Below are 26,445 nucleotides of genomic sequence, written 5' to 3'. Positions count from 1 at the left end.
TTTTGAACGGAAGAGTGATAGGGAACGGATAAAAACTTTTTGAACGGAGTTTTATCTATTGATTTGATTTAAAGGGAATGCTCTCTTTAGATAAATAATTGTTTATAGGAGGAAATAAAAATGAACGGATTAGTAAGCTGGATGGAGAAATACATCCTACCGGTTGCTGCTAAGATTGGCTCAGAGAAACACTTGGTTGCATTGCGTGATGCTTTTATCACAATGATGCCTGCAACTATGGCCGGTGCGGTTGCAACTCTTCTAAATGCCTTTATGCGTGATTTTCCAAATACGTATATTGGTGCAGACAACGCAATCACAAACTTCTTTACACCTGTAATTGCAATCAACGGTTTGGTATGGACAGGAACATTGGCTATCATGGCCGTAGTATTCTCAGTTTCATTTGGTTACAATTTAGCTAAAGCCTATGAAGTGGATACTTTATCAGGTGCAATTGTTTCGCTTGTTGCTTTCATTATGGGGATTCCACAAACTGCAACAGCTACTCTAGCTTTGACTGGTGTATTACCAAAAGATGCTGCTGATATGATTACTGAAGCAGGTGGTACAATTACTACTGCTGATGGCGTTTCAAGTATTGCATCAGGTGCATGGGGTTACTTCCCATTCAGTAAATACATGGGTGGTACTGGTTTATTTACAGCAATGATTTTCGGCTTTATTTCAGTTATTATTTTCGCTAAATTAATGAAGAAAAATGTTATTATCAAAATGCCGGATTCAGTTCCACCAGCAGTATCAAAAGCATTTGCCGCTATTATTCCTGGGGTTGCTGCTTTGTATGTTTCAGGTTTGATTTATTACTTGTTTGAACGTTTTGTAGGTATGCCTTTGATTGACTGGATTTCTGAATCTATTCAGGCTCCGCTACTAGGCTTATCTCAAGGTTACGGCGCAGTATTTGTTATCGTATTGCTTGTACACGTTCTTTGGTTCTTCGGTTTACATGGTACAAACATCATGGGACCTGTTTTACAATCTATCTACGGTGTTGCAATGGTAGAAAATTCAAATGCTTACCAAACTGGGGAAGCAATTCCTTATAAATGGGTTGCTGGTTCATTTGAAGCATTTGTATGGCCTGGTGGGGCAGGGGTAACATTGGTACTCTTGATCACTATCCTGATTTTCTCTAAACGTGCAGACTACAAAACAATCGGTACATTAGGTATCGGACCTGGTTTGTTCAATATCAATGAACCTGTAATGTTTGGGTTGCCAGTTGTATTGAACCCACTATTAGGTATTCCATTTATTCTTGCACCAATTGCAACTGCAACTATTGCTTACTTTGCAACAATGGCTGGATTGGTTAACCCAGTAGTAGTAAACGTTATTTGGGTAATGCCTACAGCATTGAGCGGATTCTTGGCTACTGCAGGTGACTGGAGAGCAATTGTATTGACATTAGTCAATCTAGCAGTTGCCTTCGCTATCTGGGCGCCATTCGTTATTGCGGCGAATAAAATGGATCCAGCTTTAGGTGAAAAAGAATAATCAAGTAAATAATTTTAGGTATAGGACAATCGTCGGATTTGATGGTTGTCCTAACCTTAAAATTTTAGTAGTATAGTTTTAAAGACAAGTGAAATTATTGCACAGGAGCAAATTTTCGGCTCTGAGGATCGTAGTGTACAGGGGAATTTTTCTGTCTCGACCTCATTCTTACATAAACTGAAAGGGGAACATACAAATGATCGGAATTAGTTCAGCGATGCAGCAGGATGCAATCAAAGATTTATTAAACAACTATGATGGAGGAGACTTCACATACAGCTTTAAAGAAAAACAAGGTATTAAATTAGTTTTTGACGTAACAGGAGATGCTGCCGCTGCAGCAACAAAAGCAAAAGATTTGATTAAAGCACAATCTTGGGGAAATGTTCTTTACTTCCAAGCAGCTGCTGTGTAATCTATTAATTAGATAGGGACTGGTAATCATGTTAAAAAATGGACTGTTCTTGATGAGTATAGGGTTGTTGATTTTTGTATACAGTGCAAATGCAAAAACTGGGGTTTATGATTTTTTAAGCATTATCACTGCAGCATCATTTTTTGGCGCTGGATTATTTTTCTTCCTAAGAGGAAGAAAGCGAGAGAAACAAGAACAACATACTGAGGTGAAGAAGAATGGAAATCGTTAAAAAATTGAATGTGCCAGCCACCTACTTCTATGACAAAGTGATTGAGTCTATTTTATTCGATGTCAATCGAAGTACTGGAAAGAAATTAAAACCAATGCAGTTAAATAATTTTGAGTATGTGAAGGAATTTTCTAAAAATAGCCGTGCAAAAATCAAAATTGAAAAATTGGTGGAAAATGAAACCTATGCATATAGGACATCTACTGTAAAAAATGAGTATTTTGCTCAGTATACTGTTAAGCCTGTGGATGAAAAATCTTGTGAAGTGCATTATACTGAAAAAATGGAGTCTTTTGGAACTTTGCAGAAGATGAATGATGCTATAGTAGGTGTACTGATTGGCTTTCTTAAGAAAAGACAGTTCAAAAAAATGCTTCAGCAGATAGAAAGTTCTTATTAATTAAAATAGTAGGGGAATGGAACGGTTCAGTAATTCTGGCGTTCCTTCCTTTTTTGTCTTTTAGAAAGGGGCAGATTGACAGTGGAAAATTTACGAAAAATGACAGTGGAAGATACACCTAAAATGTTCGAGCTTGCGGCATACGCATTCAATTCTGAAACGACGGATAGTCGGAAACAGCGTTTTAACTGGATCACTGAGCGTTCTGCTTGTTATGGCTCTTTTGATGGAAATCAGTTGACTAGCCAATTGCTGGCGACACCGCTTGTAGTAAACTTTCATGGTGTTGAATATAAAATGGGCGGGATTGGTTGTGTTTCTTCTTATCCTGAATATCGCGGACAAGGTGGAATCACAGCATTGATGAAAAAAATGCTGGAAGATCTGGCAAAAGAAAAAACAGCGTTGTCCTATTTAGCCCCTTTTTCTTATCCTTTTTATCGACGCTATGGTTATGAACAGATTTTTGAACAGATCGAATATACAGTAGAGCCTCGTAACTGGCCGAATATACGTGCTGTGACAGGGAGAGTTCGCCGACTGGATTGGACGCAGGCAAAGGAAATCATTCAATCAATTTATAGTCAAGCTGCTGAAGTTCAACGTGGAGGCTTGAAGCGTGAGGACTGGTGGCAGGAATACAAATTTGCGTTGGGGAAAGAGCACCAATTTGCAATCTATGAAAATGAGCAGGGGCAAGCAGAAGGGTACCTGGTGTACCAGACGAATGTAGAGCGGTTTACAATCGTTGAATGGCAGTCGTTAAGTAAAGACGGCTACTCTGCATTAGCAAGGTTTGTGGGATCTCATAGTGGTGCAACCCATCAATTTTATTTCAAAAAAGGATTCGCTGGAGAAGATTTAAGCTGGCTGCTGCCGTCGCCGCTTCTGGAGATGCAGCTTAAGCCTTATATGATGGGACGAATCGTCGATCTTCAGACATTTATATCTGCGTATCCTTTTCAAGTCCGTGATGCTGAAAAAGTTTTTTATTTAGACGTTTCCGATGAGTTCGGCCCTTGGAATGAAGGGGTATGGAAGCTCAAGGTAGTACATGGGCAAGCAGAACTAAGTAAAGGAGATGCTTCAGGTAATGGTGATATTCTAACGGCATCGATTCAAAGTTGGACGCAGCTATTCATGGGCTATCGCTCTGCAGAAGCTTTACATTTTCATAATCAACTCTCCGGTCAAGAAACACAGTTACAAGAATTGATGGCTTTACTACCAATCGGTAAGCCTATTTTAGAAGATTATTTTTGATAAGTAAAAGGCTCGAACCACTTCAAATGAATGGTTCGAGCCTTTTCGTTATTCTTTGTTTTTCTTCTCTTCAGCTTTTTCTTTTTCTTCTTTTAATGCCTTTTTAAATATTTCTTCTTTTTCCTGCTTGTAGTTGTCTTGACGTTCAGCAAAGACTTCTTCTTTTGATTTATCAGTCATAATACAACACTCCTTTGTTTCTTCTATCTTCATCATAGCACTCACGATGTTGCTTTACGACTTATTTGCTTAAACAGATTGAAGGAAAACAAGCTCCAACACCAGACCACGGATTGACAGAAGCCGGTTCTCAAAGTAGAATATAACTTGCAGGAATTTTTGTTGCTGCAATTAGAAGCGGTTCGAGAAACTCAATAGAGTAGGATGATGTGCTGTCAATCAGCGGATATTTTTATTCCAAAAGAGTGAAAGGATTGAATCATTTTTTTCTGCCCCCGTAGTTAAACGGATATAACGGACCCCTCCTAAGGGTCAATTATCAGTTCGATTCTGGTCGGGGGTGTCATACAGACTAGGCTGAAGCTCTTTGAAATCAAGAGCTTCATTTTTTTTGTGATTCAACGCATTGCGGAATAGGTTTGCTTTCCTTAGTCAAATACCGCCTTGAAAATTTATTTCATCGATATTGGATGTCACATGATTCTATTGAATCAAGTAAAAAAGAAAAGCATATCAGATTTATTAAGGAAGCAACTGCAGATGATGAGATAATAATGTAGAGTTTGGATAAAAAAATGTGCTCCAAAGCGAAGGCGACTTGATTTGCTTTGGAGTACATTTATGTGTTTTAAGGAGATGTACAGTCAATCCGAAAATATCGGCTCATATTTTTTGAAATGCTTGATTCCCTAAGCCTTGATCTCTTAATGAGTATTTGCGGGAAGAAAGTCATACAAATATCATGCTTAATACTTTATATGGAAAACGTCATGTCCATTGCATCAAAATCGATCGTCCACTTATATTGCTTCAAATAATTATGGCTGATCAAGGCATCAGTGATAAAGCCTGTATCATCGTACATATCTAGAGTATCACCAGTGAAATAGAAGCCTCGACCATTCTTCAACTGCAGGTTGCCCAGCCCATAGGAATCGACATCAAAGGAAGCCTCTTGGTAATCGCTTCCGCCCATTCCGCCGCCTACGGCATCTTCTAACTCGGGCATAGGAATATCAGTCAAATCCATTGTTTCTTCCGGAAGGATCATTCCAGCATCGTCTTCTGCAGCAAGTCCGGAGTCAACAAACATATTCAATCCATCGTAACCATTGATCGAACCCTTTGCGAACATGTAGTGTGTACTAGCAAGTGTGAATGGAATTTTTTCTGCAATTTCTTCTGTTTTTTGTTCCTCCTTCAATTGACTCTGGCCAACTTCATTTCTTGGGCGTAATACTAATTGTCCAGTTGTATAATCCATGGTCGGTATGAATTGCTGTAGGACATTTGTTCCTATGATCGCATGGATATTATCAACATCTGGAAAAGCATCTGTGAATCCATCAAAGGGGCCAATCATAACTGGGATATTATGAATATCTATACCACCCATGCTCAAGGACTCAGCTTTACCGAATCCGATATCTGCAGTATTTCCTCCAGCAAATGAGCCTGTATCCTGTGCTATCGTATCGATTCCCAGCTCCGCAGTCTTCTTCTGATCGATCACAAGGTTGTCGCCGCCTGTATCGATCAAGGCGTTCATTTTCACGCCATTTACTTCAATAGGAATAATTGGTAACGGGTCAGTTATGGTAAAGGGAATCTCTGTTTTTTCTTTTCCATTCCAATCGATTTGATAAGGATCGCCGCTGTCAAAGGCCTGCATCATATCAAGTAGCGGCTTAGTGGAATCGTCATCTTCCATAGAAAGTTCTTGGGCTTTACTATATTGGTTTGTTTGATAATAGACCATCTGCAGGCCAACTGTTGCTTTTTGACCAAAGCTATCTGAATGCTCTTCAAGTAGTCCATTATATAATTCCTCTGCCGTATCATAGTTACCATTCAAATAATGGATTTGTGCAGAAAGATAGCTAGCTTCCGGTAAAGGCTGCTTATTATTCATTAATGGGGCGATGATTTCCTGAGCCTGATCGAAGCTGCCAAGCGAGAATAAGGCTTGTGCGTATTGAAGAGCATACGCTTCATTTTCTGTGTCTCTGTTGTATTGTTGTTCAGCAGTTTCTAGTTGCTTCTGATAATATTCTCGAGTATGTTCATTTTCCGCTGCAGTAAGGGTCTCACTGCTAAGAGTTGTTTTTTCAGCTTCCGATTCTTTTGCGGATACTTGCTGTGAAGAAGAATCAGCTGCTTGGCAAGCAGTCAGGGTACTGACCAGAAATCCTGTACACAGGAGCGCACTCATTATTTTGGTTGTTAATTGTTTGTTCATGATAATCCTCCGTTTCTTTAAGTTGCTATTAGTATAAAAGACGACTTCTAAATTTAGGTAAAGTGAAAGTAAAATAAAAAAAACATTTTGCTTTCATTTTATGGGTGTGATAGTATGAACAAAAATTTAGATGGAGGAAAGAGCTATCAACAAGAATCAATTGACTCATTCAGAAAAAATTCTGATCATAGATGATGAACATGGTTTACTGACCTTGGTAAAGATCACATTGAATAAAGAGGGATACCAAGAAATCATGACTGCGGAAACTGGAGAAGAGGCGCTTCTATCTATAAAAAATAATCATTTTGATTTGATTCTTTTGGATATCATGCTGCCGGACTATTCAGGGTTTGAATTGTGTACGGAAATTCGTCGTTATACAACAGCACCAATCATTTTTTTGACAGCAAGAACCAGCGACTATGATAAGCTGTCCGGCTTTGCTATTGGAGGAGATGATTACATCACAAAACCCTTTAATACAATGGAGCTTGTTGCCAGAATCAAAGCAATTTTTCGTCGCCGACAGCTTGATCGTTCCTCTGTACAGGTATCATCAGAAAGCGAAAAGCTATATCAGTATGGATCGATTTCTTTAGATATGTCCTGTGCGGTACTTAATGTAGAGGGAAGAGAGATCCTTTGTACAGCGAAGGAACTAGAACTAATGGAATTCTTTTGCAAGCATCCGAATAAGGTGTTTACGACTGCTCATTTATACGAGGCTGTTTGGGGCGTATCCGAATACGGCGATGAAAAGACCGTGACGATCCATATCTCTAAGCTGAGAAAGAAGCTTAAGGATGAAAGCAAGCCTTACAAGGTGATAACAAATCTTCGAGGGATCGGCTATAAGTTTATTCCGCCGACAGGAGAGGAATGGTAATGAAGAATCTGCATATGCGCTTTATCTTATACTGTACAGCAGGCTTGTTTCTTTTTCTTATTTACTTTCTTTTTTTGTTTACCTTTCTTAATACACTGATTAATCCGAATGGATTTGTCATGCTGTCGTATGAAAGCGTCACAATCGCTAATATACTGGTTTTCATTTTCTGTTTTGCTACAGGCGGTCTGTTGTTTAGCGTGTTTATTGTTCAGCCGCTTTCGCGAATTATTCGGACAATCAACGAATTATCCCATGGAAAGTACAATACTGCAGCTGCAGGATTCATGAAAGATGGAAAAATCAAATGGTATTATTTCTTATATCAGGAAGTCATTTTGAATATAGCAGCTTTGGGGAAAGGACTGGAACAAGCTGATAATGAGCAGGAGGAGCTGGATCAAGCCAAAAATGATTGGATTGCCGGCGTTTCTCATGATTTGAAAACACCCCTTTCCTACATTAATGGCTATTCTTCACTTTTGTTGAATGAAAACCATCAGTTCAGCGAGCAGGAAAGAACGACTTATATAAGTGAAATCTATAAGAAAGGCGTTTATATCGAGGAATTGATCAATGAACTGAATCTTACGTTCTTTTTTGAGGCAGTAGGGAATCAGCAACTACGTTATTCTCAAATAGAGCTCATTTCTTTTCTTCAAAATATTCTTGCTGATGTAGTCAATGATCCAAAAGCTGAAAAATATGTTATTGAATATGTCCCCTCGATTAGCAGAAAAATGATGGTGCTGGATGAGGAACTGATGCGTAGAGCTATGCATAATTTATTGATGAATGCTGTTGAGCATAATCCAAAGGGTACGAGAATCACAGTTAGGGTGGAACAAAGAGCGAAGCAGATTTGCATAGAAATCGCAGATGATGGGGACGGATTAACTGAGAGAGCTGCTGGACGTATTTTTGATAAATATTTTAGTACTAAGGAGCAAGAGCAAAGCAAGGGATTAGGATTGTTTGTAGTCAAGCAGGTTATCAAAGCCCATGATGGGGACATTACCGTTTCCAGCAAGATAGGAAAAGGAACAATTTTCCATGTTTTTTTGAGTGATAAGGAAGATCGGAATTAGCCAGTTTTGAGATACTCAGGGGATTGACTTTTACTTGTGTTCCTTACAGGAGGAAGGTATGGATTCCTGTTCTTGCTGAAAGGTGGGTTGTCGTAGCCATTGTCTGTTATGCTATAATGAAGCGAAGAAAACAGTTCTAAAAAGGGATTGAAAAAGTCGTTAGAAAGTAAAGGAGAGTCGCGTTGAATACACAAGTGGACCCAATATTAGAGAAAAAGCTGAAAGACTTGTTGGCAAATGCCTATAATGATTACTATAGGATGAATGGTGAGCATTTGGAGCTTAGTGAGAAAATCAGCTCTGAAATGGGCAGCTTCTACATGAAGGAATTTACAAATCTGGCTTTTAAAGATACAAGAGTATTTCCTTTCAAGATGGGAGAAGGCTCATTTGTAGGTTATCTTTTATGGTCGAAGGAGCTTGATATTTATGGAACAGATTCAAGTCGATTCTTTGTCTTATTGACGGGATTTGGTTTTATTTCCGGAGTTGAGATTCTTGATAAGGGAGAACTAAAGTCAACACTATGGACAGATCTCACTGGAGAGAAACCAGTTAAAGAACTGTTAAGCAACCTGAAAGAGATCAATAAGAAGGCTGATTTTACCGCAGAAAGCCCACTGATTCAGAAATATGTCGAGATATTAGAGCAGAATTAGAGTAAGAGATTGGGTCGGAAATGATAAACTGCAAGCACAAGTAGGAACTTTTCATCATCTGCTTTGCTTATGATGTAAGTAGAGCAGTGATGGTAGACAATAAGAAGTTACTTCTGCATCTACGGTTCTCACGAGACGGTGTTCTGATTTCACTAAGCTCTAAATGGCAATGCTATTAAGAATTGAAGGCCTATGCTCCAATCTTAGAAGCGTGGAAGAGCTTTGTGATACCGTTTATTTCGGTTTTAAAAAGAAAAGAGTTTGGGACTTTTTTGTCCAAACTCTTTTTCTGTCTTCAATTGTCCTTAAGTAATTCTTCAAACCATTGAACATTGACTAAATGATGAGAGCGGGAATTTTCCAGCATTTTTCTGAATGAGGGCTGTAGGTTCTCGTTTTGCTCAAGGGATTCATTCAGTGCAGAAATTTTTTTCTGGGTCTGATCGATTTGAGTCTGAATCAGCTTCCTCATATCTTCATGATCATATTCATCAGTGAACAGCATAGCGGCGTAAAAAGAAAGGTTGATATAATCTGTTTGTGCACCATATTTTTCCATGAGCCTTTCGAACTCTCTATTGCCATCTTCTGTAATGACATAATCATGTGTTTCCCTATTGCTGTCGTGGGAAGAATCGATTTTTTTGATTTGCTTCTTTTCTTCCAGCTGCTGAAGATTGTAGTAAAACGACCCTTTAGTGAAATTGACAATATATTTATAATGTCTTTCTTTCATCAAAGCCAGCAGTTCATAGCCGTGTGATCCCGGGTTCTGTTTTAGCAAACCCAAAATAAGTAATGGTATCAAAAGAACAACCCCTTCTCGATAAATGTTGTTAGTTACAGGATATTTTCATTATGGAGTTACTTGCTGTTGATTTGAACCATCCGTGCATTAAATTCCTCATAGGTGATTTTACCAAGGGCGAAATCCATACTGGCTAGATAGAGCTTTTCAGCAGCAGTATGTACTTGTTTAATTGACTGGCTGCGCTTTTCTTCGTCTTCTAAAGGAGCAGTAACGTGATCCAGCATAGCATAAGCTTCGTAATAGCGTAAACCAAATATTCGTTGTGAGGCGGCATCAAGATGGATACCGTCAGGATTTGCAGTTAAACCAGCTGCTGTGACAAAGTAGCAATTATCCTGCTCAGAAGCGAATCGTTCTAATTCTTGATTAATAAGCTCATGTTCTGTCGCATAGGTTCCAAAACCCTTTTTACCAAGATAATCTCCTAAACCGCCAATAATAAGCGGTACTGTTGGAGCATTTAGTTCTTTTCGAAGTGCTTCAATGATCGTAAGTAATTTTTGGTAGTAGTCCTTGTAATTACCGTTGCTGCTGTCGCTTTCTCCTTGATGCCACAAAATCCCAGTAAGTATACTGCCCTCCATGGCAAATCTTGCTTCACTGACTGCATGCTTGAACAATGGGCCGTCAACTGCCCATTCATCTAATGTACTACCGCCCTCAGCGCAAGGAATCAACCCAATCGTGTCTTCAGAATTCTCCTGACTCCATGTATCTGCGAATGAAGCTGCTAGGCTGACTCCGGAAACAGGTCGATCATAATTGATCGGTTCAACCATCATCTGCCATCTGCCGTTTCTCAGCATGTGTATCTTTTCGTTATAAATTGGCGTTACCTCATGAAGAAATCCTCGTCCGGCCATATTTGACTGACCTATCATTAAAAATGAATGCATCTTCTTTCCGTCCTTCCATTACTCAGCTGAAAAATGATTCGCTGTTTTCAGCTTATTTACTTTAGCGGTTTACGTCTTCTCTTTACTGTATGCTAAGAGGGCTGTTGGCCGACATGCAAGCATATTATTGAACTGTGAATCAATTGTTTGGTCTAACTAGACTATTACATTTTATTATTATAGTCTAATTAGACTGTTTGTCAATTAAAAAATACCCCACAGCGACAGACAAAGCGTGTCCTAGGTGTGGAGTATCTATTTTCTAAAGGTAAGTTATCTAATTTTCTGTTACAGGAATCCATGTTTCCAATGTATCGTCTTTACCATAGACCTCAAGATCTGGTCCAAAGGCAAATTGATAGCCGCTGGAAGGAAGCCAGTCCATAACGATTTGATGCTGGAACTTCTGCATATCTTCAGGATTTGTCAGCTTATGAGGGAAAGCCGCCCAAGTAGCTGCCGGAATCGTTAGTTCCTCATATCCTTCAGGTGTAGGTAAGGTGGTCGCTGCGGCAATATAGTAATCAAATTCACTTTGATCTAAATTAGGGTTGTAGTCGCTGACGCCTAATAACCCCATTGGCTGCTGGTTCATCAAGCTGAGGATTCCGGGAATCTCACCATTTTGTTGTATTTGCTGCCAAAACTCAGGCAGTTCTCGATAGCTGATGCCGTTCTCCATGGTTGTATGGATTTTTTTTCCAACTATTTTGAAGGCCTCCGTATGAACAACACGGTAGTCAAGGCTGCTGGCACCTTTGATGGATAGTTCGAACGTAAGCGGTGGATAGGCCTTGATCACTACACTATCCTTTTTCAGTTCCTTAGGTGTTACTCCATGAAAGGCTTTGAAAGCTCGGTTAAATGAGGTAGGAGAGCTATAGCCGTATTTATAAGCAAGGTCAATGATTTTGCTGTTTTGACTGATCAGCTCCTGTGCTGCTTTTGATAAGCGTCGGCAGCGAATATATTCAGAAAGTGATACACCTGCAACCATTAGAAACAATCGTTGAAGATGATAAATGGAGTAGCCCATCATTTTACTCAGCTCATCATAAGAAATTTCTTCTTCGAGATTATTTTCAATATAAGTAATTATTTCGTTTAAGCTGTCAAACCAATTTTTCATTTATTATCCCTCACTTTTTTCTTTTACAGGCACCCAAATTTCTACATCGTCGCCCATACCATACACTTCAAGATCGGGAGCCGCAGAGGTCATTTTTCCAGAGGCATATCCAGTATTGAGAAGAATATAATCGGAAGTTGGTGCCCAATTTTTTACTATAGCCATTTGTGTTTTACCGGATGTCTTTCTGGTGCAGGGGAAGACTGCCCAAGTCATCGCAGGAACCGTATAGTCGCTCATTCCCGCAGGTGTTTCCTGAGTCGTCGCAGCAGCGATATAATAATCAAATTTCTTTGGATCAGTACTGTCTACATTATACACGCTGGCTCCAAGCAATCCAAACGGCTTTCTATTGATCAAAGGGACTAGCTGTTCATTTTTTTCTTCCTTGATGATTTTCTTCCAGAAAGCAGGACAGTCTCTCATTCCTTTCAGCCAAGCATTGGTAGAGTGGATAGCGAAGCCTGCGATTTTGAATGTTTCTAATTTTTCAATTCTATAGTCCATGGTTGTTTGCTCCTTTTCCATTTGTCTTTGTTATCTACAGTGTAGCAAAGGCAAAAAAGGAAAACCTTACAATTCTTGCGAGAAAGTGTAAGGTTTTACAAAATAGAAAAACAGAGCCAGTCAATATCTGACAAAAGCTCTGCTTTAGTTGATTAGCAAATCACGAAATTCCGAACCAATGCGGCTGTCTCCTCTGCATTGGTTGCGATAGCCGGATGTCCACCAGTCGGGAATACATGGCTTTCAGCATTTGGAAGAAGGGCACATATTTCTCTGAACTCCTCTTCAATATCGTCTCGAAGAAGAGCATCTTCTTTGCTGGCTATAAGCAGCACAGGCAGCTGCAGCTTTTCAATAGGCTGATGGAGGGGCGGTATATTCTCTTTTTGATAGTCGATCAGTATTTCTGTATCTAGATCCACGATAGTTTCCCAATCGTCTCCCTGACACCACTCGTAGAATTGCCTGCTCATTGTATCCTGGCGAGCAAAAGCACGATCTGCAATAAGGTTCTCACTAAAATGCTTGTTCAGGCTTCGCCCGTCAAAGCTGTCAGCGACAATTTTATCGATTAAGTCAGGGCGCTCAAGCGCTGCATTGATTGCCGTCCAAGCACCACCGCTAGTTCCCAATAGGTTGACCTTATCATAGCCAAGATGCTCAAGTAGAGCAATGACCTGTAATGACTGATCATACCAGAGGTCTTTGGGAAATGCTTCGATTCGTTCTGATCGGCCATTACCAAGAAAATCGATCAAAATCACACGGAACTGCTCTGTATATAAAGGCAGCAGTAAATCAAACATCTTTGCAGATGCTGTATTTCCATGGAGCATAAGCAGTGGTGCGCCGTTTCCGATTTCTTCAAAATAGATTTGTTTTGATTGATACGTAAAGTAAGTCATGGTTTTGCCTCCTAATTTTTGTGAGTGATCAGGTTGATTAGTAAGGCGTAGTTGATGATAGCAGCCTTACAATTAGGCTTCTGTCCAGATTCCCATGATGAATCCCTCCTTTTATCTCTCTTATATTATAACGCGGTTTTTGATTTTCAGATACAATGCTCTCATTTCTTTTTAGAGGAAGAAATATCCTTTTAATGATAGAAAAAAACGCCGGAAAGCTCTCAAAGGAAAGCTTTTCAGCGTTTTTTTTAATCAGGCCCAATCTCCATTACGGAAAACAGGAACTTTTGTTCCATCTTTTTTAATGCCGTCAATATCCATTTTTGCAGATCCAACCATGAAGTCCACATGTGTCTGACTACGGTTCAAACCGGCAGCAATGAGTTCTTCTTCGCTCATTGTCGTTCCGTTTTCGATATTGAACGCATAGGCGGAGCCAAGAGCCAAATGATTTGATGCATTCTCATCAAACAACGTATTATAAAAAATCAATCCAGATTGAGAAATAGGAGAAGGATCTGGAACCAAAGCAACTTCACCCAGTCGTTTTGCCCCATCATCCGTTGCCAGCAGTCTTTCAAGAACATCTTGTCCTTTTTCAGCTGAGAAATCGACTACCTGTCCATCCTTGAAGGTAAATTTCATACCGGAAATAGTTGTACCTGCATAGCTTAAGGGTCTTGTACTGGAAATATATCCATCAACACGATGAGAATCAGGTGCTGTAAAGACTTCTTCTGTAGGCATATTTGCCATGAAGAGGTCGCCGCGAGCATTATGACTTCCCGGGCCTTCCCATATATGATTTTTAGGTAAACCGATCGTTAAATCTGTTCCAGGAGCAGTATAGTGAAGGGAAGTAAACTGTTCTTTGTTCAGCTCGGCAGCTTTAGCAGTTAATAATTCATCATGCTTTGTCCAAGCGGCAACAGGGTCTTCTTCATAAACTCTTGTCGTTTTGAAAATTTGATTCCAAAGTGCATCGACTTGTTCATCGTTTGATTTCAGCTCTGGAAAGACCATTGCCGCCCAATCCGATCCGGCAGCCGCCGCAACGACCCAACTGATTTTATTTGCTTGAGTCAGTTTTCTTAGCCCAAGCATTGATTTCCCTGAAACTGATTGATACAAAGCCACACGCTCCGGATCAACACCGGCTAAAGCATCAGGATTAGAGGAAACAATGTTGATTCTGCTCACTTCACGTTCGATCCAATCATTGATTTGATCTGCCTTGTAAGTAGGTACTGATTCTAAGTATTTTTGGTCTGCGTGAGTCAGAAATTGTCTTTGAATGGCATCATCTGTCCATTGAACAATTACTTCAGCTGCACCCAGTTCATAAGCTTCTTTGGTGATTGCTCTAGCTAGCGGTGCTTGATCAACGGCAATTTGAAGTACAATTGTTTGCCCCTTTTGTACATTTACACCGATTTCTGAAATCAGACGAGCATATTTTTGTAATAAATTATCAAAGTTTGGTAAAGTCATAAAGCATCCTCCTTATTGAGTGTGGTTTAAAAAAATATTCAGCATTCTGAAGTAGAAAACAGCCTCTAGTATACGTCATAGAAATCAAAAAAATTTGTCTGTTTTTGCAGCTGAAATCAATTTATTTCTTCGTGTATTAGGGTCATCTCTATCTCCAATCTAAAATATCATAACATGGATAAAAAACAAACTCAATTGAATTGAAAGAGGAAACATCGCATGTGCTAAATGAGAAAGAAGGAATATAAAATAATGAAAAAACAAGAGTAGAATTTTGCAGAAATCTGTAATCGTGTTACAATAACGTTAGGTGTAGAATCAGGGAGCTTTGTTAGAGAATAGGTAGAGAGGATTGAGAATATGGCAAGAAAAAAGACGATCACAAAAGACCAAATACTGAATGCTGCCTATGAAGTAGTAGCAACTGAAGGTTTTTCCAAGTTTACTGCCAGAAATATTGCAGCAAAAATGAAATGTTCAACTCAACCAATTTATTTAGAATTTGAAAATATGGATGATTTAAAAGAAGCGCTATTTGATAAGATTCATCATTATCTATCTACAGAAGTGTTTCCTGTGGAGCATACAGGAAATCTAATTGTGGACTTAGCCTTAAACTACGTTCACTTTGCAAAAAATGAAAGCAAGCTGTATCGAGCTCTTTATCTAGAAGAATACGGCGGCGGACAGAGAATGCAGGAATTCTCCTATGGTTACTTTTCTAATGCAGTGAAGCAGGATTCTGAATACAAAACACTTAATGAGGTTCAAATCAATTCTTTACATATGGGGACATGGATTGTCGCGACAGGAATTGGTTCATTGATGACATCTGGTATCATCACACCTACTGATGAACAGATCGAGGACATCATGAAGGAAAGTATCCGTACGATCATGGAGCGAGAAAGACCAATAGATATTAGATAGATTAGATAACTACGAAAAAAGACCGAATGATACCTTAATGGGAATCGTTCGGTCTTTCTTATCGTGACAGAAAAATAGGTAAAGTGATTAAGAAGCTACTTCTGCTAATTTTTTAGCGAAAGCTTCAAGGTTTTGAATATCCTCTTCTTCAGCGGCTAAATCAACTTTCACGCTTTCAGCGCCTTTAGTTGCACCGATTTTTGCAAAGACAGCGTCAAAATCATCGATCGATTTACAATACTCTTCATAAAAAGTATCGCCGGAGCCGCAAACACCGTAAATTTTACCTTTTAAATCTACTTCCTGTAAATCCTCATAAAAATCAACGATTTCATCAGGCAGCTCGCCGTCGCCATAAGTATAAGTAGCCACAACACAAATATCTGCATCAGCAAAATCTTCAGCATCCACTTGCGTGCACTCATCGATTTCTACTTCAATATTTAATTTCTCAAATGCTTCTGCAACGATATCAGCAATTTCTTCTGTATTTCCTGTCATACTTGCATAAACAATTTTAGCTAAGGTCATTTTGTTCCTCCTCAAAATTAGTACAAGGTTGATTATAACAGAAAGTCATTAAAGATGTAAATTGCAAAAACTCCTGTTTAGAGTAACGAAACAAGAAGAAGGAGGGAGTGAATCCTGATTATTCGCTGTTTCTTTGGGCTTACGAGGTAGGTGTATTTATTTTACAATAAGTAATAAATCGGTTGTTCGAGATGATTCTGCTTGGCTGAGACATTTTCCAATGTACAGATAATTATTCTCTTTTACAAAAAAACAGGAAAGCCAATAAATGACCTCCCTGTTTTTAATTATTGAATCACTGCGTCGACTACACCGACATTTTCTTCAGCAGGTACTTCCGGAGTAGGTTCACCCTCGACTGCTGGAGTGTTTGCTTCAACTCCATCTACTGAAGTTACACTATCAACCGTTTCTTCAAGTGCTTTAGTGGTACTTGAAGTTGTTGAGTTTTCCTCTTCTTTTTGAGATTTATAATTATCTGGATCGAATTTCAAGATGTGCTCATTATAAAAATCAGATTGTTGAGAAAGCTGGTTTTGAATATCTTCTAATGTACTGTTTTCAACGATTGTTTTTCTATTGGAGAAAAGATTTGTTCCAAGACCTAATCGTTCACCAGCAATTGTAACATTCAAACTAGCTAATGTTGTTGGGAAAAGATCCATACTTGTAAATTGTCTATTCTTGACTCTTTCTGAATCCGGATCGATCGGTGAATTAATGAACAGGTTGAAAATCGTCCGATCATAATCTTGAAGGTACTCATCAATGAATTTCTGATCCATTGTTAGATGATCTCCAGTAACAATAATTGTTGTATTTTCGTAGAATGGCTGTGTGCTGCACCATTTGATAAAATCCGCAATCTGTTTGCTTGAATACGCAACAACATTTGCATATTGATTATCATAAGGTGTAGGTTTATCAGCTAGATAGCCATCAGGGAAATGAGTATCTGCAGTCAGCATGGTCAGATTAAAAGGTTCCCCTTCTTCGTAAAGTCTGGTTGCCTCATCTTGTGCATATTGAAAAAGTTTCTCATCTTCATAGCCCCACCATTGAACATAGCCGGAAGGAATCAACCCTAACTCTACAGCTTTTCCAACATCAAGAATATCATAATCCCCATGTTGCTCAAGGTAGGTTCTACGACCGCCAAAGCTGGCATTGGAACCCATAACGAAGGATTGGTTGTAGCCTTGGGCACCTAGCAATTCTCCTAAAGAAGTAATCCCCGGAAGAAATGCTTCACCATCACTGTAAGAATCTTGATCTCCAAAGTTGTTTCTATTAGAGGTAGGAGCCTTCAAAGGGATACCGGATGTCTGAGAAACGATTCCAGCAGCTGTATAGTCTGTTCCCGGCACTTGCTGTGCTCCACCGACTTTATCTGTGTTGGAAAAGTTGATAGCTCCCTCGTCAAGCAGATCTGTCAGCTCTTGAAGTAAATTGTGCTCCTGATTTCCGCCAAGCTCGACACTGGTATAGCTTGCTTCCATAGATTCAGCGAAAATATAAATCAGGTTACGCTTTTGCTCTGGAAAAGTCAGTTCAGCTTCTTTTGTATCGATGTACTCTCGTTCAAATAGAGAAGACTTTTCAAAATAAAGCTTGATTTGAGCAAAACCAACATTATTGACACTTAATAAGACGGACGCTGTAAATGTAGTAAAAACAGCAAACGGTAAAAGAAATCTTGTGATTGCTTTTGACTTTTGTTTTGCTTCTCTTTTTCCACTCCCGAACTTCAAGGAATAACTTGAGAAGAATTGAACTAAACGAACAAATAAATAAGTAATGACAGCTGATATGATCAAAGGCTTATCAATGAATGTAAAGACTTGATCTGTATTGGTTCCTGAGAGGTTCTGCATACTATAAAGTAATTGGTCGATGTTGACCGGTCCGAAGGTATCTATCAGCCAGGCACTACTTGTGTAGAGCAGCAGTGACACAAAAATAATGGCAGCATAAAAGCCGATTAGGAATTTTGCAGCTTTTGAAATACTTCTGTTTTCTTTCTTTTTAACAGTTACCGGCATTTTTATTTTATCGGATTGAACATAAGCAATCACTAACAAAAATGCAACAGCAAGAAACAAATTCAGCAGAAGGTAAAAGGAGCGGCTCAGTGAAGAAATAAAGGCCGTGGTCTTACCAAAAACAACTGAATAAAAAAACAATGAAGTACTCCAGATAATGAAAGTATTATCCAATGTCTTTAAAATCCAACTGGATGTTTTCTTTTCCTCAAACAATAATTTTCTAAATAGTAAAATAGTAGTAAATACCAGTAAAAATGCAAGTACTACAGTTAATATTATATGCAACGCTAAACTCCTCCAATCCTTAAAATGGTACCATAAAAACGTTAAAAAATCCTTTATTCTTTTTTACAAAACTGTTACAAATTAATTCCGACAATTTCATCATAAAGTTCACTTATTTCTTGTTTTTATGCTAAACTTACACATGATATAGATTATTTATGAAATAGGAGTCGATGATTGAACATGATCACATTAAAATCAGCTAGAGAAATTGAAATGATGGATGAATCTGGAGAATTACTGGCAGATGTCCATCGTCACTTAAGAACATTTATCAAGCCTGGAATTTCCAGTTGGGATATTGAAGTATTTGTAAAAGATTTTATTGAAAAAAATGGTGGTATCGCTGCACAGATTGGTTATGAAGGCTATAAGTATGCAACTTGTTGTAGTATCAATGACGAAATTTGCCATGGCTTTCCTAGGAAGAAGCCTTTGAAGAGCGGTGATTTGATTAAGGTAGATATGTGTATTGATTTGAAGGGAGCAATGTCGGATTCTTGCTGGTCTTATGTTGTCGGCGAATCAACTCCGGAATTGGATCACCTGATGGAAGTAACGAAAAAAGCTCTTTACATAGGGATCGAACAGGCGCAGGTGGGCAACCGAATCGGCGATATCGGTCATGCAATCCAAACTTATGTTGAGGGAGAAAATCTATCTGTTGTTCGGGATTTTGTTGGCCATGGCATTGGCCCGACTATTCATGAAAGTCCATCTGTTCCTCACTATGGAGAAGCTGGTAAAGGACTGCGTTTGAAAGAAGGTATGGTGATTACGATCGAACCGATGGTAAATACTGGGACATGGCGAATGAAGATGGACCCTAACGGCTGGACTGCCTACACACAGGATGGCGGGTTAAGCTGTCAGTTTGAACACACCTTGGCAATTACTAAAGACGGTCCGAAAATCCTGACTTCTCAAGGAGAAGAGTTGACGTATTAAGACTATCCGAAAAAAATTAGATACAGAAGCAGAGCACAACGCTGAAAGGTTCTGACCTTGTTTTGCTTTGTACCAAAATATATAAGTAGTAAGAATAACAGTGAATAGGACAATCCATTGAAGACAAAGGATTGTTCTAGCTATTCATTGGATTTAAAAAGAAGAGGCTGGGCTAAAAGCAGGATACTCCAAGGAGTAGGAAGGTGTAGCTTGGGGTTCGCCGCTTATTCGTGTTTAGAGGGTGGGATAGATATCGTGTAGATTATTATTCCACGCTCAATTTTTCGACAGTTTTTTTGAAGCGAAGAGAGAGTGGGGAGATAGAGATGTTGGATAAATTGAAAAATAATCAAAAGCTTACTCGATTTATTCAAACAACACAGGACCGAATGGTCGATTCTGAAATAGGAAACACTTCAGTAGTTGTAGCATATTATTTATTGTTGTCTTTGTTTCCGCTATTGATTGCTGTCGGCAATCTTTTACCGTACCTGCAAATCAATCCGAATAATGTACTACCCTATGTTGCAGAAATCATTCCTGAAACTATATTTAAGGATCTTGAGCCTGCAATCAAATCAATGCTGACACAACGCTCCGGCGGGCTGCTGTCTGTTTCAGCGTTAGCGACGCTTTGGAGTGCCAGCCAAAGTATCAATGCTCTTCAGACAGCGATGAATAAAGCTTTTGGTGTGGATCAGCGACCGAATTTTATTATAGTACGCTTGATTTCTTTGTTTGTAATCATTCTTTTCTTGATTGCTCTTGTTGGCGTAGTTCTAATTTTGGGGCTTGGTCAGAATATCTTGGATCTGGTAGAGACAAAGATTCACATTCCAACCGATTTCGTGACGACCTTTGAAACCTTGAAGTGGCCGGTAACGGCGTTAGGTCTTTTTCTGGCATTAAGCTTGATTTATTTTGTTGTTCCCAATGTGAAACTGAAAAGCCGCTCTGTTTTTCCAGGAGCGATATTTGCAACTGTAGGCTGGCTGCTGTTGTCTCAAGTTTTTGGTATTTATATTAGTTATTTCAGTTCCAGAGTTTCCGGCTATCAGATTATTGGGAGTTTCATTGTCTTGATGCTGTGGCTGAATTTTGCTTCGACGATCATCGTTCTTGGTGGAATCATCAATGCTGTTTTGGAGGATTATTTATCACACGGGCAAATAGAAGACCGTCAAGGAATGTTCCGTCAAGCTATTCAACGAATGAAAAACAGAGTAAAAAAATAACTATTTTAGTCTGTAGGGAACCGACAGATCGAGGCGAATTCTCGGGTCGGTTTCCTGCTTCTTCTCTGGATAGAGCTTGTAAATCAGGACTGATTCTGTATAATATACGATGAACCTTAAGAAAGTAGGGCTTTTTTATGTCTATGTTTATTTATGAGGTCATGCTGCGGCTTTTGCTGACATTCATGATTTCTTTGATCATTACTCCAATCGTCAAGCTGCTGGCTTTTCGAATCGGTGCCTATGATGCGCCAGGAGAACGAAGAATAAATAAGAAGATCATGCCGACTGCAGGTGGGTTGGCTATATATTTTTCATTTAGTTTTTCCTGTCTCTTCCTATTTCAATCAGTCATTCCATTCGAATATATCGGACCTATTTTGCTGGCAAGCGGTATTGTTGTGGCTACTGGATTGATCGATGATATTTGGGAGCTTTCTCCATCGAAAAAGACCTTGGGCATTATTTTAGCATCGTTAGTCATATACTTTGTCGCAGATATTCGAATCGATTTTGTTACGCTGCCTTTCTTCAACCAGATTGATTTGCGTTGGTTTAGTTTGCCGTTAACGATTTTTTGGATTGTTGCCATAACCAATGCCATCAACCTGATCGATGGCTTAGATGGACTAGCTTCAGGTGTTTCAATCATTAGTTTGACAACGATTGGGATCGTCGGATACTTCTTTTTACATGCGAAAACAATTTACGTTCCAATCGTAATTTTCATTTTAGTTGCAAGTATCATCGGTTTCTTTCCTTATAATTTTTATCCTGCCAAGATTTTTCTTGGAGATACAGGAGCTTTGTTTTTAGGGTTTATGATTGCGGTCATGTCCTTACAAGGTTTGAAAAATGCAACCTTCATTTCAGTGATAACACCATTGATTATTTTGGGCGTACCAATCACTGATACCGTCTATGCGATCATTCGACGATTAATGAACAAGCGACCAATTTCTTCAGCCGATAAAATGCATTTGCATCATCGTTTGCTTTCACTCGGATTTAGTCACAAGGGTGCAGTGATGACGATTTATGGTTTAGCTCTTGTATTTTCATTTGTTGCATTGTTATTCAGCTATGCTAGTCAACTGGCGTCTATCCTATTGATAGTTTTCAGCTTGATTGGACTTGAGCTGTTTATAGAATTGATTGGACTGGTTGGTGAAAATCATCAGCCGTTGATGTACATCCTGCGAGTATTTGGAAATAAGGAATTTCGGCAACAGGAATTGGATAAGCATGCTGGAAAGCATTCAAAGAAAAAGAAGCGCTGATTTTTGGAAAATCAGTGTCTATGATATACTTTGTATGGCAGAAGCGAGGTCGAGACAGAAGTGTTCAGCTCCCGGAGAGCCACTTCTGTCTCGATGTTTATTTTGATTTAGTTATACAGTGATCAAGAAAACTATTGGAGCAATGATTGATTTGTTCAATGAGGGAATAGCATGAGCCTTTCGAGCATCATAGTGTTGGGTATAAACAATAGTATGGCGCGTGCCTTACAGAAAGCAACAGGTGCAGATATCAAAAGGCAAAGTCAGGATTGATTTCAGATTGTATTGAGTTACCGGTGGATTTTTAGTATATTCTTAACAATTGAACGTATGCTGCATAGAATCAGTTAAAATTTTCTCGACATGAGAAACGATCCCTTCCATATGGTTGGAAAAGCCATTGGCTGAGAAGTATCTGGTGATCAAGATGACTATTTGTAAAAATATTTGATCCATCTCTATGAGTTAGTGACCGTTGTCCGAGCATAAATAAAGGAATAATAATTATAAATTCATTTTCTTAACAGGATTTATATATGAGGAGCTTATTGAACGAATGAATGAGAAGACAGCAATTTCCATCGTGACATATAACAGCAGACATATATTCAGAGTGCTGGACAATCTTAAAGAAGAGTTGGGCGATTCTTCAGAATATGAGATTCATATTTTTGATAATCATTCCGATGATGACTACATAGCTAAGCTGAAAACATATGAACCATTTATTATTTTACATCAGTGTAACGAAAATAAAGGGTTCGGATTCGGGCACAATGAGATCTTCCGTCAACTAACGACAAAATACGGCATTGTTTTTAATCCAGACGTTCTTGTGACTAAAGAACATTTAGACAATATGTTGGAGAGAATCAAAGCCGATGATGAGCTGGCGGTTGTCTGTCCTAAGGTCTTGAATACAGATGGAACAACGCAGTATTTAGTAAGACAGAAGCTGGATGTCTTTGATTATATGCTGCGCTTTGTCCCATTTGGATTTGTTAAGAAGCTGTTCAATAAACGATTGAGTTACTATGAGTGCAGAGATTTATCTGATGATCAAACTAGCTTTATTAAGATGGGTTCAGGCTGTTTCATGCTGATAGATGTGGAAAAATATAACAATATCGGCGGTTTTGATGAACGCTTTTTCATGTATTTTGAGGATAATGATCTGTGTTTACGATTTGGTCAAGCCGGCTTCAAGATTCTTTATACACCATTTGAACCTGTCACGCATATTTACGAAAAGGCTGCACATAAAAGCTTTTCTTCATTTAAAATATTTATGCAGTCGATGTACAAATTTTTCAATAAATGGGGCTGGAGGTTTTTCTGATGGACCATACTCTGGTGATTGTCCTTGTTCTTTATAAAAAGAAACTGACGGAATGCCCAAGCTATAATGCTTTATATTATGCAGTGATGAAAAGAAAAAACATTCATCTACTAGTGTATGACAATAGTCCGGAAGAACAAGGAGATGTTCTATTCAAGAATAAGCAGGTGTGCTATATCCATGATCCGCAAAATCCGGGATTGGCTAAGGCCTACAATAAGGGAGTGACGCTGTTTAATCAGCTGTCGGCTCAGCTTATGCTGCTGTTGGATCAAGACACCGAAATTGATTTTCCTTATCTGGATAAGATAACTTCATTGTCGGACACAGAAGCTGTGGGAGCGTTTGTACCAAATGTTTATTCAGGTAGTCAAAAGATTTCTCCCGTTTTCAGCGATAAGTATGTGGGGGGAGAGCTTTCGTTTCCTGCAATTGGAAGAACAGAGAAACGATTGATGGCAATCAATTCCGGTACTGTTTTGACAAAAAAAGGTTTGTCAGCTGTGGGTCAGTTTAACGAAGATTTTTCGTTGGACTTCTTGGATCATTGGCTGTTCTGGAAGCTGTATCAGGAGCATCAAAAAATTGAAGTAGTGGATTTGATTTTAGCGCATGATCTTTCGGTATTGGACTATAGTCAGGTCAGTTTGGAACGCTACGAATCCATTATTTCTGCAGAACGATTATTTTATCAAAAATATGATAGAGACAAGCTGCAACATCATATCAGTCATTTGCCGAAGCGGATCGTCAAGCAGTTTCTTACTGTGAGGAACAGAAAGATATGGCGACGAACGTGGCATGAATATCGTATGCTAGTGAGGGAAAAATAATGATTTCAGTATGTATAGCTGCATATAACGGAGAGAAATACCTTCCACAGCAGTTGAACAGTATTCTGCTTCAGCTGAGGGAAGATGATGAGGTGATCATTTCTGACGATGGTTCAACGGATGAGACTCAGACTATTGTAAAAGCATATGCTCAAAAGGATTCACGGATTCGCTTGATCGAAGGTCCTCGTTCCGGAGTGATTGCAAACTTTGAACGGGCAATTGAAGAGAGTAGAGGAGCGTTCATTTTTCTTGCTGATCAGGACGATGTTTGGCTTCCTGAGAAGATTTCTGAGACCCTCGCCTATTTTGAACAGCATCCAGATGTACAGGTTATTGTCAGTGACTTGATCATTGTAGATGAAGAGCTGCAGCCAATCTATCCATCTTACTTTGAGTATCGAAAAGTAAAAGCCGGTTTTTGGTCAAATGTTTTAAAAAACAATTACATCGGTGCCGGCATGTGCTTTCGAAAAGAGATGAAGGATCAAATACTGCCTATTCCATCTAACGTACCTATGCATGATATGTGGATCGGATTACTTGGAGATTCTGCCAAGGGCAGTGCATTTCTGGAGAAGCCGCTGACCTACTATCGCAGACATGGTGAAAATGTTAGTGAGATTGCCACGAGCTCCAGTTCTTTGCAAAAGATGAAATGGCGGACTACGCTGTTGTACCTACTATTTAAAAGAATTGTATTAAAAAAATAGACTTATTTTACAATTTCGTGATAAATCATGAAAATGCATGACAAGTCTAGAGGTTAATGAGATAATGTACGATGGTATACTGTAGAAGAAAGACTAAATATTAAATTATGAAGGAGTTTTTCCATGAAAGGAATTATCTTAGCAGGAGGAAGCGGAACAAGATTATATCCGCTGACAAAAGCGACATCTAAACAATTGATGCCAGTTTATGACAAACCAATGATCTACTATCCAATGTCAACATTGATGCTGGCAGGAATCAAGGAGATCTTGATCATTTCCACACCTGAGGATACACCAAGATTTGAGAATTTACTAGGTGATGGTTCAGATTTGGGCATTCATATCGAATATGCTGTTCAGGAGAGCCCAGACGGATTGGCGCAAGCATTCATTATCGGCGAATCATTTATTGGTGATGACAGTGTATGTCTGGTACTTGGAGATAATATCTATTATGGCGGCGGCTTGTCTAAAATGCTGCAAAGAGCTGCTTCTAAAGAAAGTGGAGCAACAGTTTTCGGCTATCATGTGAATGATCCGGAGCGTTTTGGTGTTGTTGAATTTGATGACGATATGACTGCTCTTTCTATTGAAGAAAAACCTGAACAACCAAAATCAAACTATGCAGTCACTGGTCTGTATTTCTATGACAATGACGTAGTGGATATTGCTAAAAACATCAAGCCTTCCGATCGTGGAGAGCTGGAAATCACAGATGTCAATAAGGTGTATCTTGAAAGAAACAAGTTATCTGTAGAAGTAATGGGCAGAGGATTTGCCTGGTTGGATACTGGAACACATGAATCTTTATTAGAAGCATCTACGTTTATTGAAACAATTGAAAAACGTCAAAACCTGAAGGTTGCCTGCCTAGAAGAAATTGCGTACCGTATGGGCTATATTTCCAAAGAACAGCTGGTTGAGCTTGCTCAGCCGTTGAAGAAAAATGGTTATGGTCAATACTTATTAAGACTGGCAGAGGCTTAACAGGAGGTATATAGATGAAAGTGATCGAAACGAAATTAACAGATGTAAAGATTATTGAAATGGACGTTTTTGGCGACCATCGTGGTTTCTTTACTGAAAGCTATTCAAAAGAAAAATTTGCTGCACAAGGGTTGGACTTTGATTTCGTGCAGGATAATCATTCCCTTTCAAGTGAAGCGGGTGTTTTAAGAGGTCTGCATTTCCAAAAAGGAGAAGCAGCTCAGACGAAGTTGATTCGTGTAGTAACTGGTGCAGTACTTGATGTGATCGTAGACATCAGAAAAGGCAGTCCAACATATGGCGAATGGGAAGGCTATATTTTGTCTGAACATAATCATCGTCAATTGTTAGTACCAAAGGGCTATGCCCATGGATTTGTAACCTTGACTCCTGATGTGAACTTCCTTTATAAGTGCGATAACTATTATAGCGCTGAAGCAGATGGCGGTATTGCATTTGATGACCCTGAGTTGGGCATTGACTGGCCGATCGACATCAAAAAAGCCATCACGTCTGAAAAGGATCAGAAGCATCCAACGCTGAAAGAATTTGAAGCTGAGAATTCATTTGTTTATGGTGAAATTTAAAAAGCAGAAACCTGTTTTCTAAATTTACAGCCAAAAGAAGAACAGACCGATTTTGTCTTCTTAGAGACAAATAGATTGGACACTTGTCCTCTAAAAGAATCAAT

The 26,445-nt window shown here is 39.1% G+C and carries 27 protein-coding genes and 1 tRNA gene; 18 read left to right on the top strand and 10 right to left on the bottom strand.

Translation table 11 applies throughout. The features are described from left to right. Positions 1-120: 120 nt before the first annotated feature. The 5 genes from I6N96_RS03670 (at position 121) to I6N96_RS03650 (ending at position 3,831) form a co-directional block, all read left to right on the top strand. Positions 121-1,521, top strand: coding sequence for a PTS sugar transporter subunit IIC (locus I6N96_RS03670; protein ID WP_209556128.1), 1,401 nt, complete (start codon positions 121-123; stop codon positions 1,519-1,521). A 196-nt stretch (positions 1,522-1,717) separates the two neighbouring features. Then, positions 1,718-1,936, top strand: a complete 219-nt coding sequence (locus I6N96_RS03665; RefSeq protein WP_209556127.1) for a hypothetical protein — start codon at positions 1,718-1,720, stop codon at positions 1,934-1,936. Between the two features lie 28 nt (positions 1,937-1,964). Further along, a complete protein-coding gene (locus I6N96_RS03660) occupies positions 1,965-2,168 on the top strand; it encodes a DUF3188 domain-containing protein (RefSeq protein WP_209556126.1) in 204 nt (67 codons plus the stop codon). Further along, on the top strand, positions 2,155-2,568 hold the full coding sequence (locus tag I6N96_RS03655; RefSeq protein WP_209556125.1) for a DUF3284 domain-containing protein: 414 nt from the start codon (positions 2,155-2,157) through the stop codon (positions 2,566-2,568). Before I6N96_RS03660 ends, I6N96_RS03655 begins: the two co-directional genes overlap by 14 nt. A gap of 81 nt (positions 2,569-2,649) precedes the next feature. Then, positions 2,650-3,831 carry a GNAT family N-acetyltransferase gene (locus I6N96_RS03650; protein WP_347339057.1) on the top strand — a complete coding sequence of 394 codons (1,182 nt, stop codon included), beginning with the start codon at positions 2,650-2,652 and terminating at the stop codon, positions 3,829-3,831. A gap of 48 nt (positions 3,832-3,879) precedes the next feature. Here the strand turns inward: I6N96_RS03650 and I6N96_RS19850 are convergent, their stop codons facing one another. Continuing rightward, the gene (locus I6N96_RS19850; RefSeq protein ID WP_283811158.1) at positions 3,880-4,011 is read right to left on the bottom strand and encodes a hypothetical protein; all 132 of its coding nucleotides are present in this window, start codon (positions 4,009-4,011) and stop codon (positions 3,880-3,882) included. A gap of 271 nt (positions 4,012-4,282) precedes the next feature. Here I6N96_RS19850 and I6N96_RS03645 point away from each other — a divergent pair. Next, positions 4,283-4,354: transfer RNA gene (locus I6N96_RS03645), tRNA-Arg, on the top strand. A 411-nt stretch (positions 4,355-4,765) separates the two neighbouring features. Here the strand turns inward: I6N96_RS03645 and I6N96_RS03640 are convergent. Next, complete coding sequence (locus tag I6N96_RS03640) at positions 4,766-6,250, bottom strand: aspartyl protease family protein (protein WP_209556124.1); 1,485 nt, start codon at positions 6,248-6,250, stop codon at positions 4,766-4,768. A gap of 130 nt (positions 6,251-6,380) precedes the next feature. Here I6N96_RS03640 and I6N96_RS03635 point away from each other — a divergent pair, with 130 nt between their 5' ends. The 3 genes from I6N96_RS03635 to I6N96_RS03625 all read left to right on the top strand — a co-directional run bounded on the left by I6N96_RS03635 (position 6,381) and on the right by I6N96_RS03625 (position 8,886). After that, entirely contained in the window at positions 6,381-7,139 is a 759-nt protein-coding gene (locus I6N96_RS03635) for a response regulator transcription factor (RefSeq protein WP_209556123.1), read from the top strand. Then, positions 7,139-8,227, top strand: a complete 1,089-nt coding sequence (locus I6N96_RS03630) for a sensor histidine kinase (RefSeq protein ID WP_209556122.1) — start codon at positions 7,139-7,141, stop codon at positions 8,225-8,227. The genes I6N96_RS03635 and I6N96_RS03630 overlap by 1 nt, the downstream gene beginning before the upstream one ends. A 182-nt stretch (positions 8,228-8,409) precedes the next feature. After that, positions 8,410-8,886 (top strand): hypothetical protein, encoded by a 477-nt coding sequence (locus I6N96_RS03625; RefSeq protein ID WP_209556121.1) that lies wholly within the window; start codon positions 8,410-8,412, stop codon positions 8,884-8,886. A gap of 295 nt (positions 8,887-9,181) precedes the next feature. On the opposite strand, the gene I6N96_RS03620 is transcribed toward I6N96_RS03625, so the two are convergent. The 6 genes from I6N96_RS03620 to I6N96_RS03595 all read right to left on the bottom strand — a co-directional run bounded on the left by I6N96_RS03620 (position 9,182) and on the right by I6N96_RS03595 (position 14,625). After that, positions 9,182-9,694: a PadR family transcriptional regulator gene (locus tag I6N96_RS03620; protein WP_209556120.1), complete on the bottom strand. Its 513-nt coding sequence runs from the start codon at positions 9,692-9,694 to the stop codon at positions 9,182-9,184. Between the two features lie 56 nt (positions 9,695-9,750). Next, positions 9,751-10,593, bottom strand: coding sequence for a sialate O-acetylesterase (locus I6N96_RS03615; RefSeq protein WP_209556119.1), 843 nt, complete (start codon positions 10,591-10,593; stop codon positions 9,751-9,753). Between the two features lie 277 nt (positions 10,594-10,870). Then, the gene (locus I6N96_RS03610; protein ID WP_209556118.1) at positions 10,871-11,722 is read right to left on the bottom strand and encodes an AraC family transcriptional regulator; all 852 of its coding nucleotides are present in this window, start codon (positions 11,720-11,722) and stop codon (positions 10,871-10,873) included. A 3-nt stretch (positions 11,723-11,725) separates the two neighbouring features. After that, on the bottom strand, positions 11,726-12,229 hold the full coding sequence (locus I6N96_RS03605) for a GyrI-like domain-containing protein (RefSeq protein ID WP_209556117.1): 504 nt from the start codon (positions 12,227-12,229) through the stop codon (positions 11,726-11,728). A 152-nt stretch (positions 12,230-12,381) separates the two neighbouring features. Beyond that, positions 12,382-13,134: an alpha/beta fold hydrolase gene (locus tag I6N96_RS03600; protein ID WP_209556116.1), complete on the bottom strand. Its 753-nt coding sequence runs from the start codon at positions 13,132-13,134 to the stop codon at positions 12,382-12,384. A 252-nt stretch (positions 13,135-13,386) separates the two neighbouring features. Continuing rightward, complete coding sequence (locus I6N96_RS03595; protein ID WP_209556115.1) at positions 13,387-14,625, bottom strand: aminopeptidase; 1,239 nt, start codon at positions 14,623-14,625, stop codon at positions 13,387-13,389. A gap of 360 nt (positions 14,626-14,985) precedes the next feature. Between I6N96_RS03595 and I6N96_RS03590 the strand changes: the two genes are divergently transcribed. Beyond that, positions 14,986-15,555 (top strand): TetR/AcrR family transcriptional regulator, encoded by a 570-nt coding sequence (locus I6N96_RS03590; protein WP_209556114.1) that lies wholly within the window; start codon positions 14,986-14,988, stop codon positions 15,553-15,555. Between the two features lie 87 nt (positions 15,556-15,642). On the opposite strand, the gene I6N96_RS03585 is transcribed toward I6N96_RS03590, so the two are convergent. Then, entirely contained in the window at positions 15,643-16,086 is a 444-nt protein-coding gene (locus I6N96_RS03585; RefSeq protein ID WP_209556113.1) for a flavodoxin, read from the bottom strand. Positions 16,087-16,373: 287 nt separating this feature from the next. After that, complete coding sequence (locus tag I6N96_RS03580) at positions 16,374-18,416, bottom strand: LTA synthase family protein (protein ID WP_209556112.1); 2,043 nt, start codon at positions 18,414-18,416, stop codon at positions 16,374-16,376. A gap of 183 nt (positions 18,417-18,599) precedes the next feature. Here I6N96_RS03580 and map point away from each other — a divergent pair, with 183 nt between their 5' ends. The 8 genes from map to rfbC all read left to right on the top strand — a co-directional run bounded on the left by map (position 18,600) and on the right by rfbC (position 26,341). After that, entirely contained in the window at positions 18,600-19,364 is a 765-nt protein-coding gene (gene map / locus I6N96_RS03575) for a type I methionyl aminopeptidase (RefSeq protein ID WP_209556111.1), read from the top strand. A gap of 320 nt (positions 19,365-19,684) precedes the next feature. Next, the gene (locus tag I6N96_RS03570; RefSeq protein ID WP_209556226.1) at positions 19,685-20,599 is read left to right on the top strand and encodes a YihY/virulence factor BrkB family protein; all 915 of its coding nucleotides are present in this window, start codon (positions 19,685-19,687) and stop codon (positions 20,597-20,599) included. A 137-nt stretch (positions 20,600-20,736) separates the two neighbouring features. Beyond that, positions 20,737-21,879: a glycosyltransferase family 4 protein gene (locus I6N96_RS03565; RefSeq protein WP_209556110.1), complete on the top strand. Its 1,143-nt coding sequence runs from the start codon at positions 20,737-20,739 to the stop codon at positions 21,877-21,879. 556 nt (positions 21,880-22,435) lie between these two features. Then, positions 22,436-23,218, top strand: coding sequence for a glycosyltransferase family 2 protein (locus I6N96_RS03560; protein WP_209556109.1), 783 nt, complete (start codon positions 22,436-22,438; stop codon positions 23,216-23,218). Then, a complete protein-coding gene (locus I6N96_RS03555; protein ID WP_209556108.1) occupies positions 23,218-24,051 on the top strand; it encodes a glycosyltransferase in 834 nt (277 codons plus the stop codon). Before I6N96_RS03560 ends, I6N96_RS03555 begins: the two co-directional genes overlap by 1 nt. Then, positions 24,051-24,764 carry a glycosyltransferase family 2 protein gene (locus I6N96_RS03550; RefSeq protein ID WP_209556107.1) on the top strand — a complete coding sequence of 238 codons (714 nt, stop codon included), beginning with the start codon at positions 24,051-24,053 and terminating at the stop codon, positions 24,762-24,764. Before I6N96_RS03555 ends, I6N96_RS03550 begins: the two co-directional genes overlap by 1 nt. Positions 24,765-24,887: 123 nt before the next feature. Then, positions 24,888-25,754: a glucose-1-phosphate thymidylyltransferase RfbA gene (gene rfbA / locus I6N96_RS03545; RefSeq protein WP_209556106.1), complete on the top strand. Its 867-nt coding sequence runs from the start codon at positions 24,888-24,890 to the stop codon at positions 25,752-25,754. Positions 25,755-25,768: 14 nt separating this feature from the next. Next, a complete protein-coding gene (gene rfbC / locus I6N96_RS03540) occupies positions 25,769-26,341 on the top strand; it encodes a dTDP-4-dehydrorhamnose 3,5-epimerase (RefSeq protein ID WP_209556105.1) in 573 nt (190 codons plus the stop codon). Positions 26,342-26,445: the final 104 nt, after the last annotated feature.

Origin of the sequence: Enterococcus larvae (assembly GCF_017830045.1) — a bacterium.
GTDB classification, from domain to species: Bacteria; Bacillota; Bacilli; order Lactobacillales; family Enterococcaceae; genus Enterococcus_L; species Enterococcus_L larvae.
This window is presented reverse-complemented; position numbering and strand designations above follow the sequence as displayed.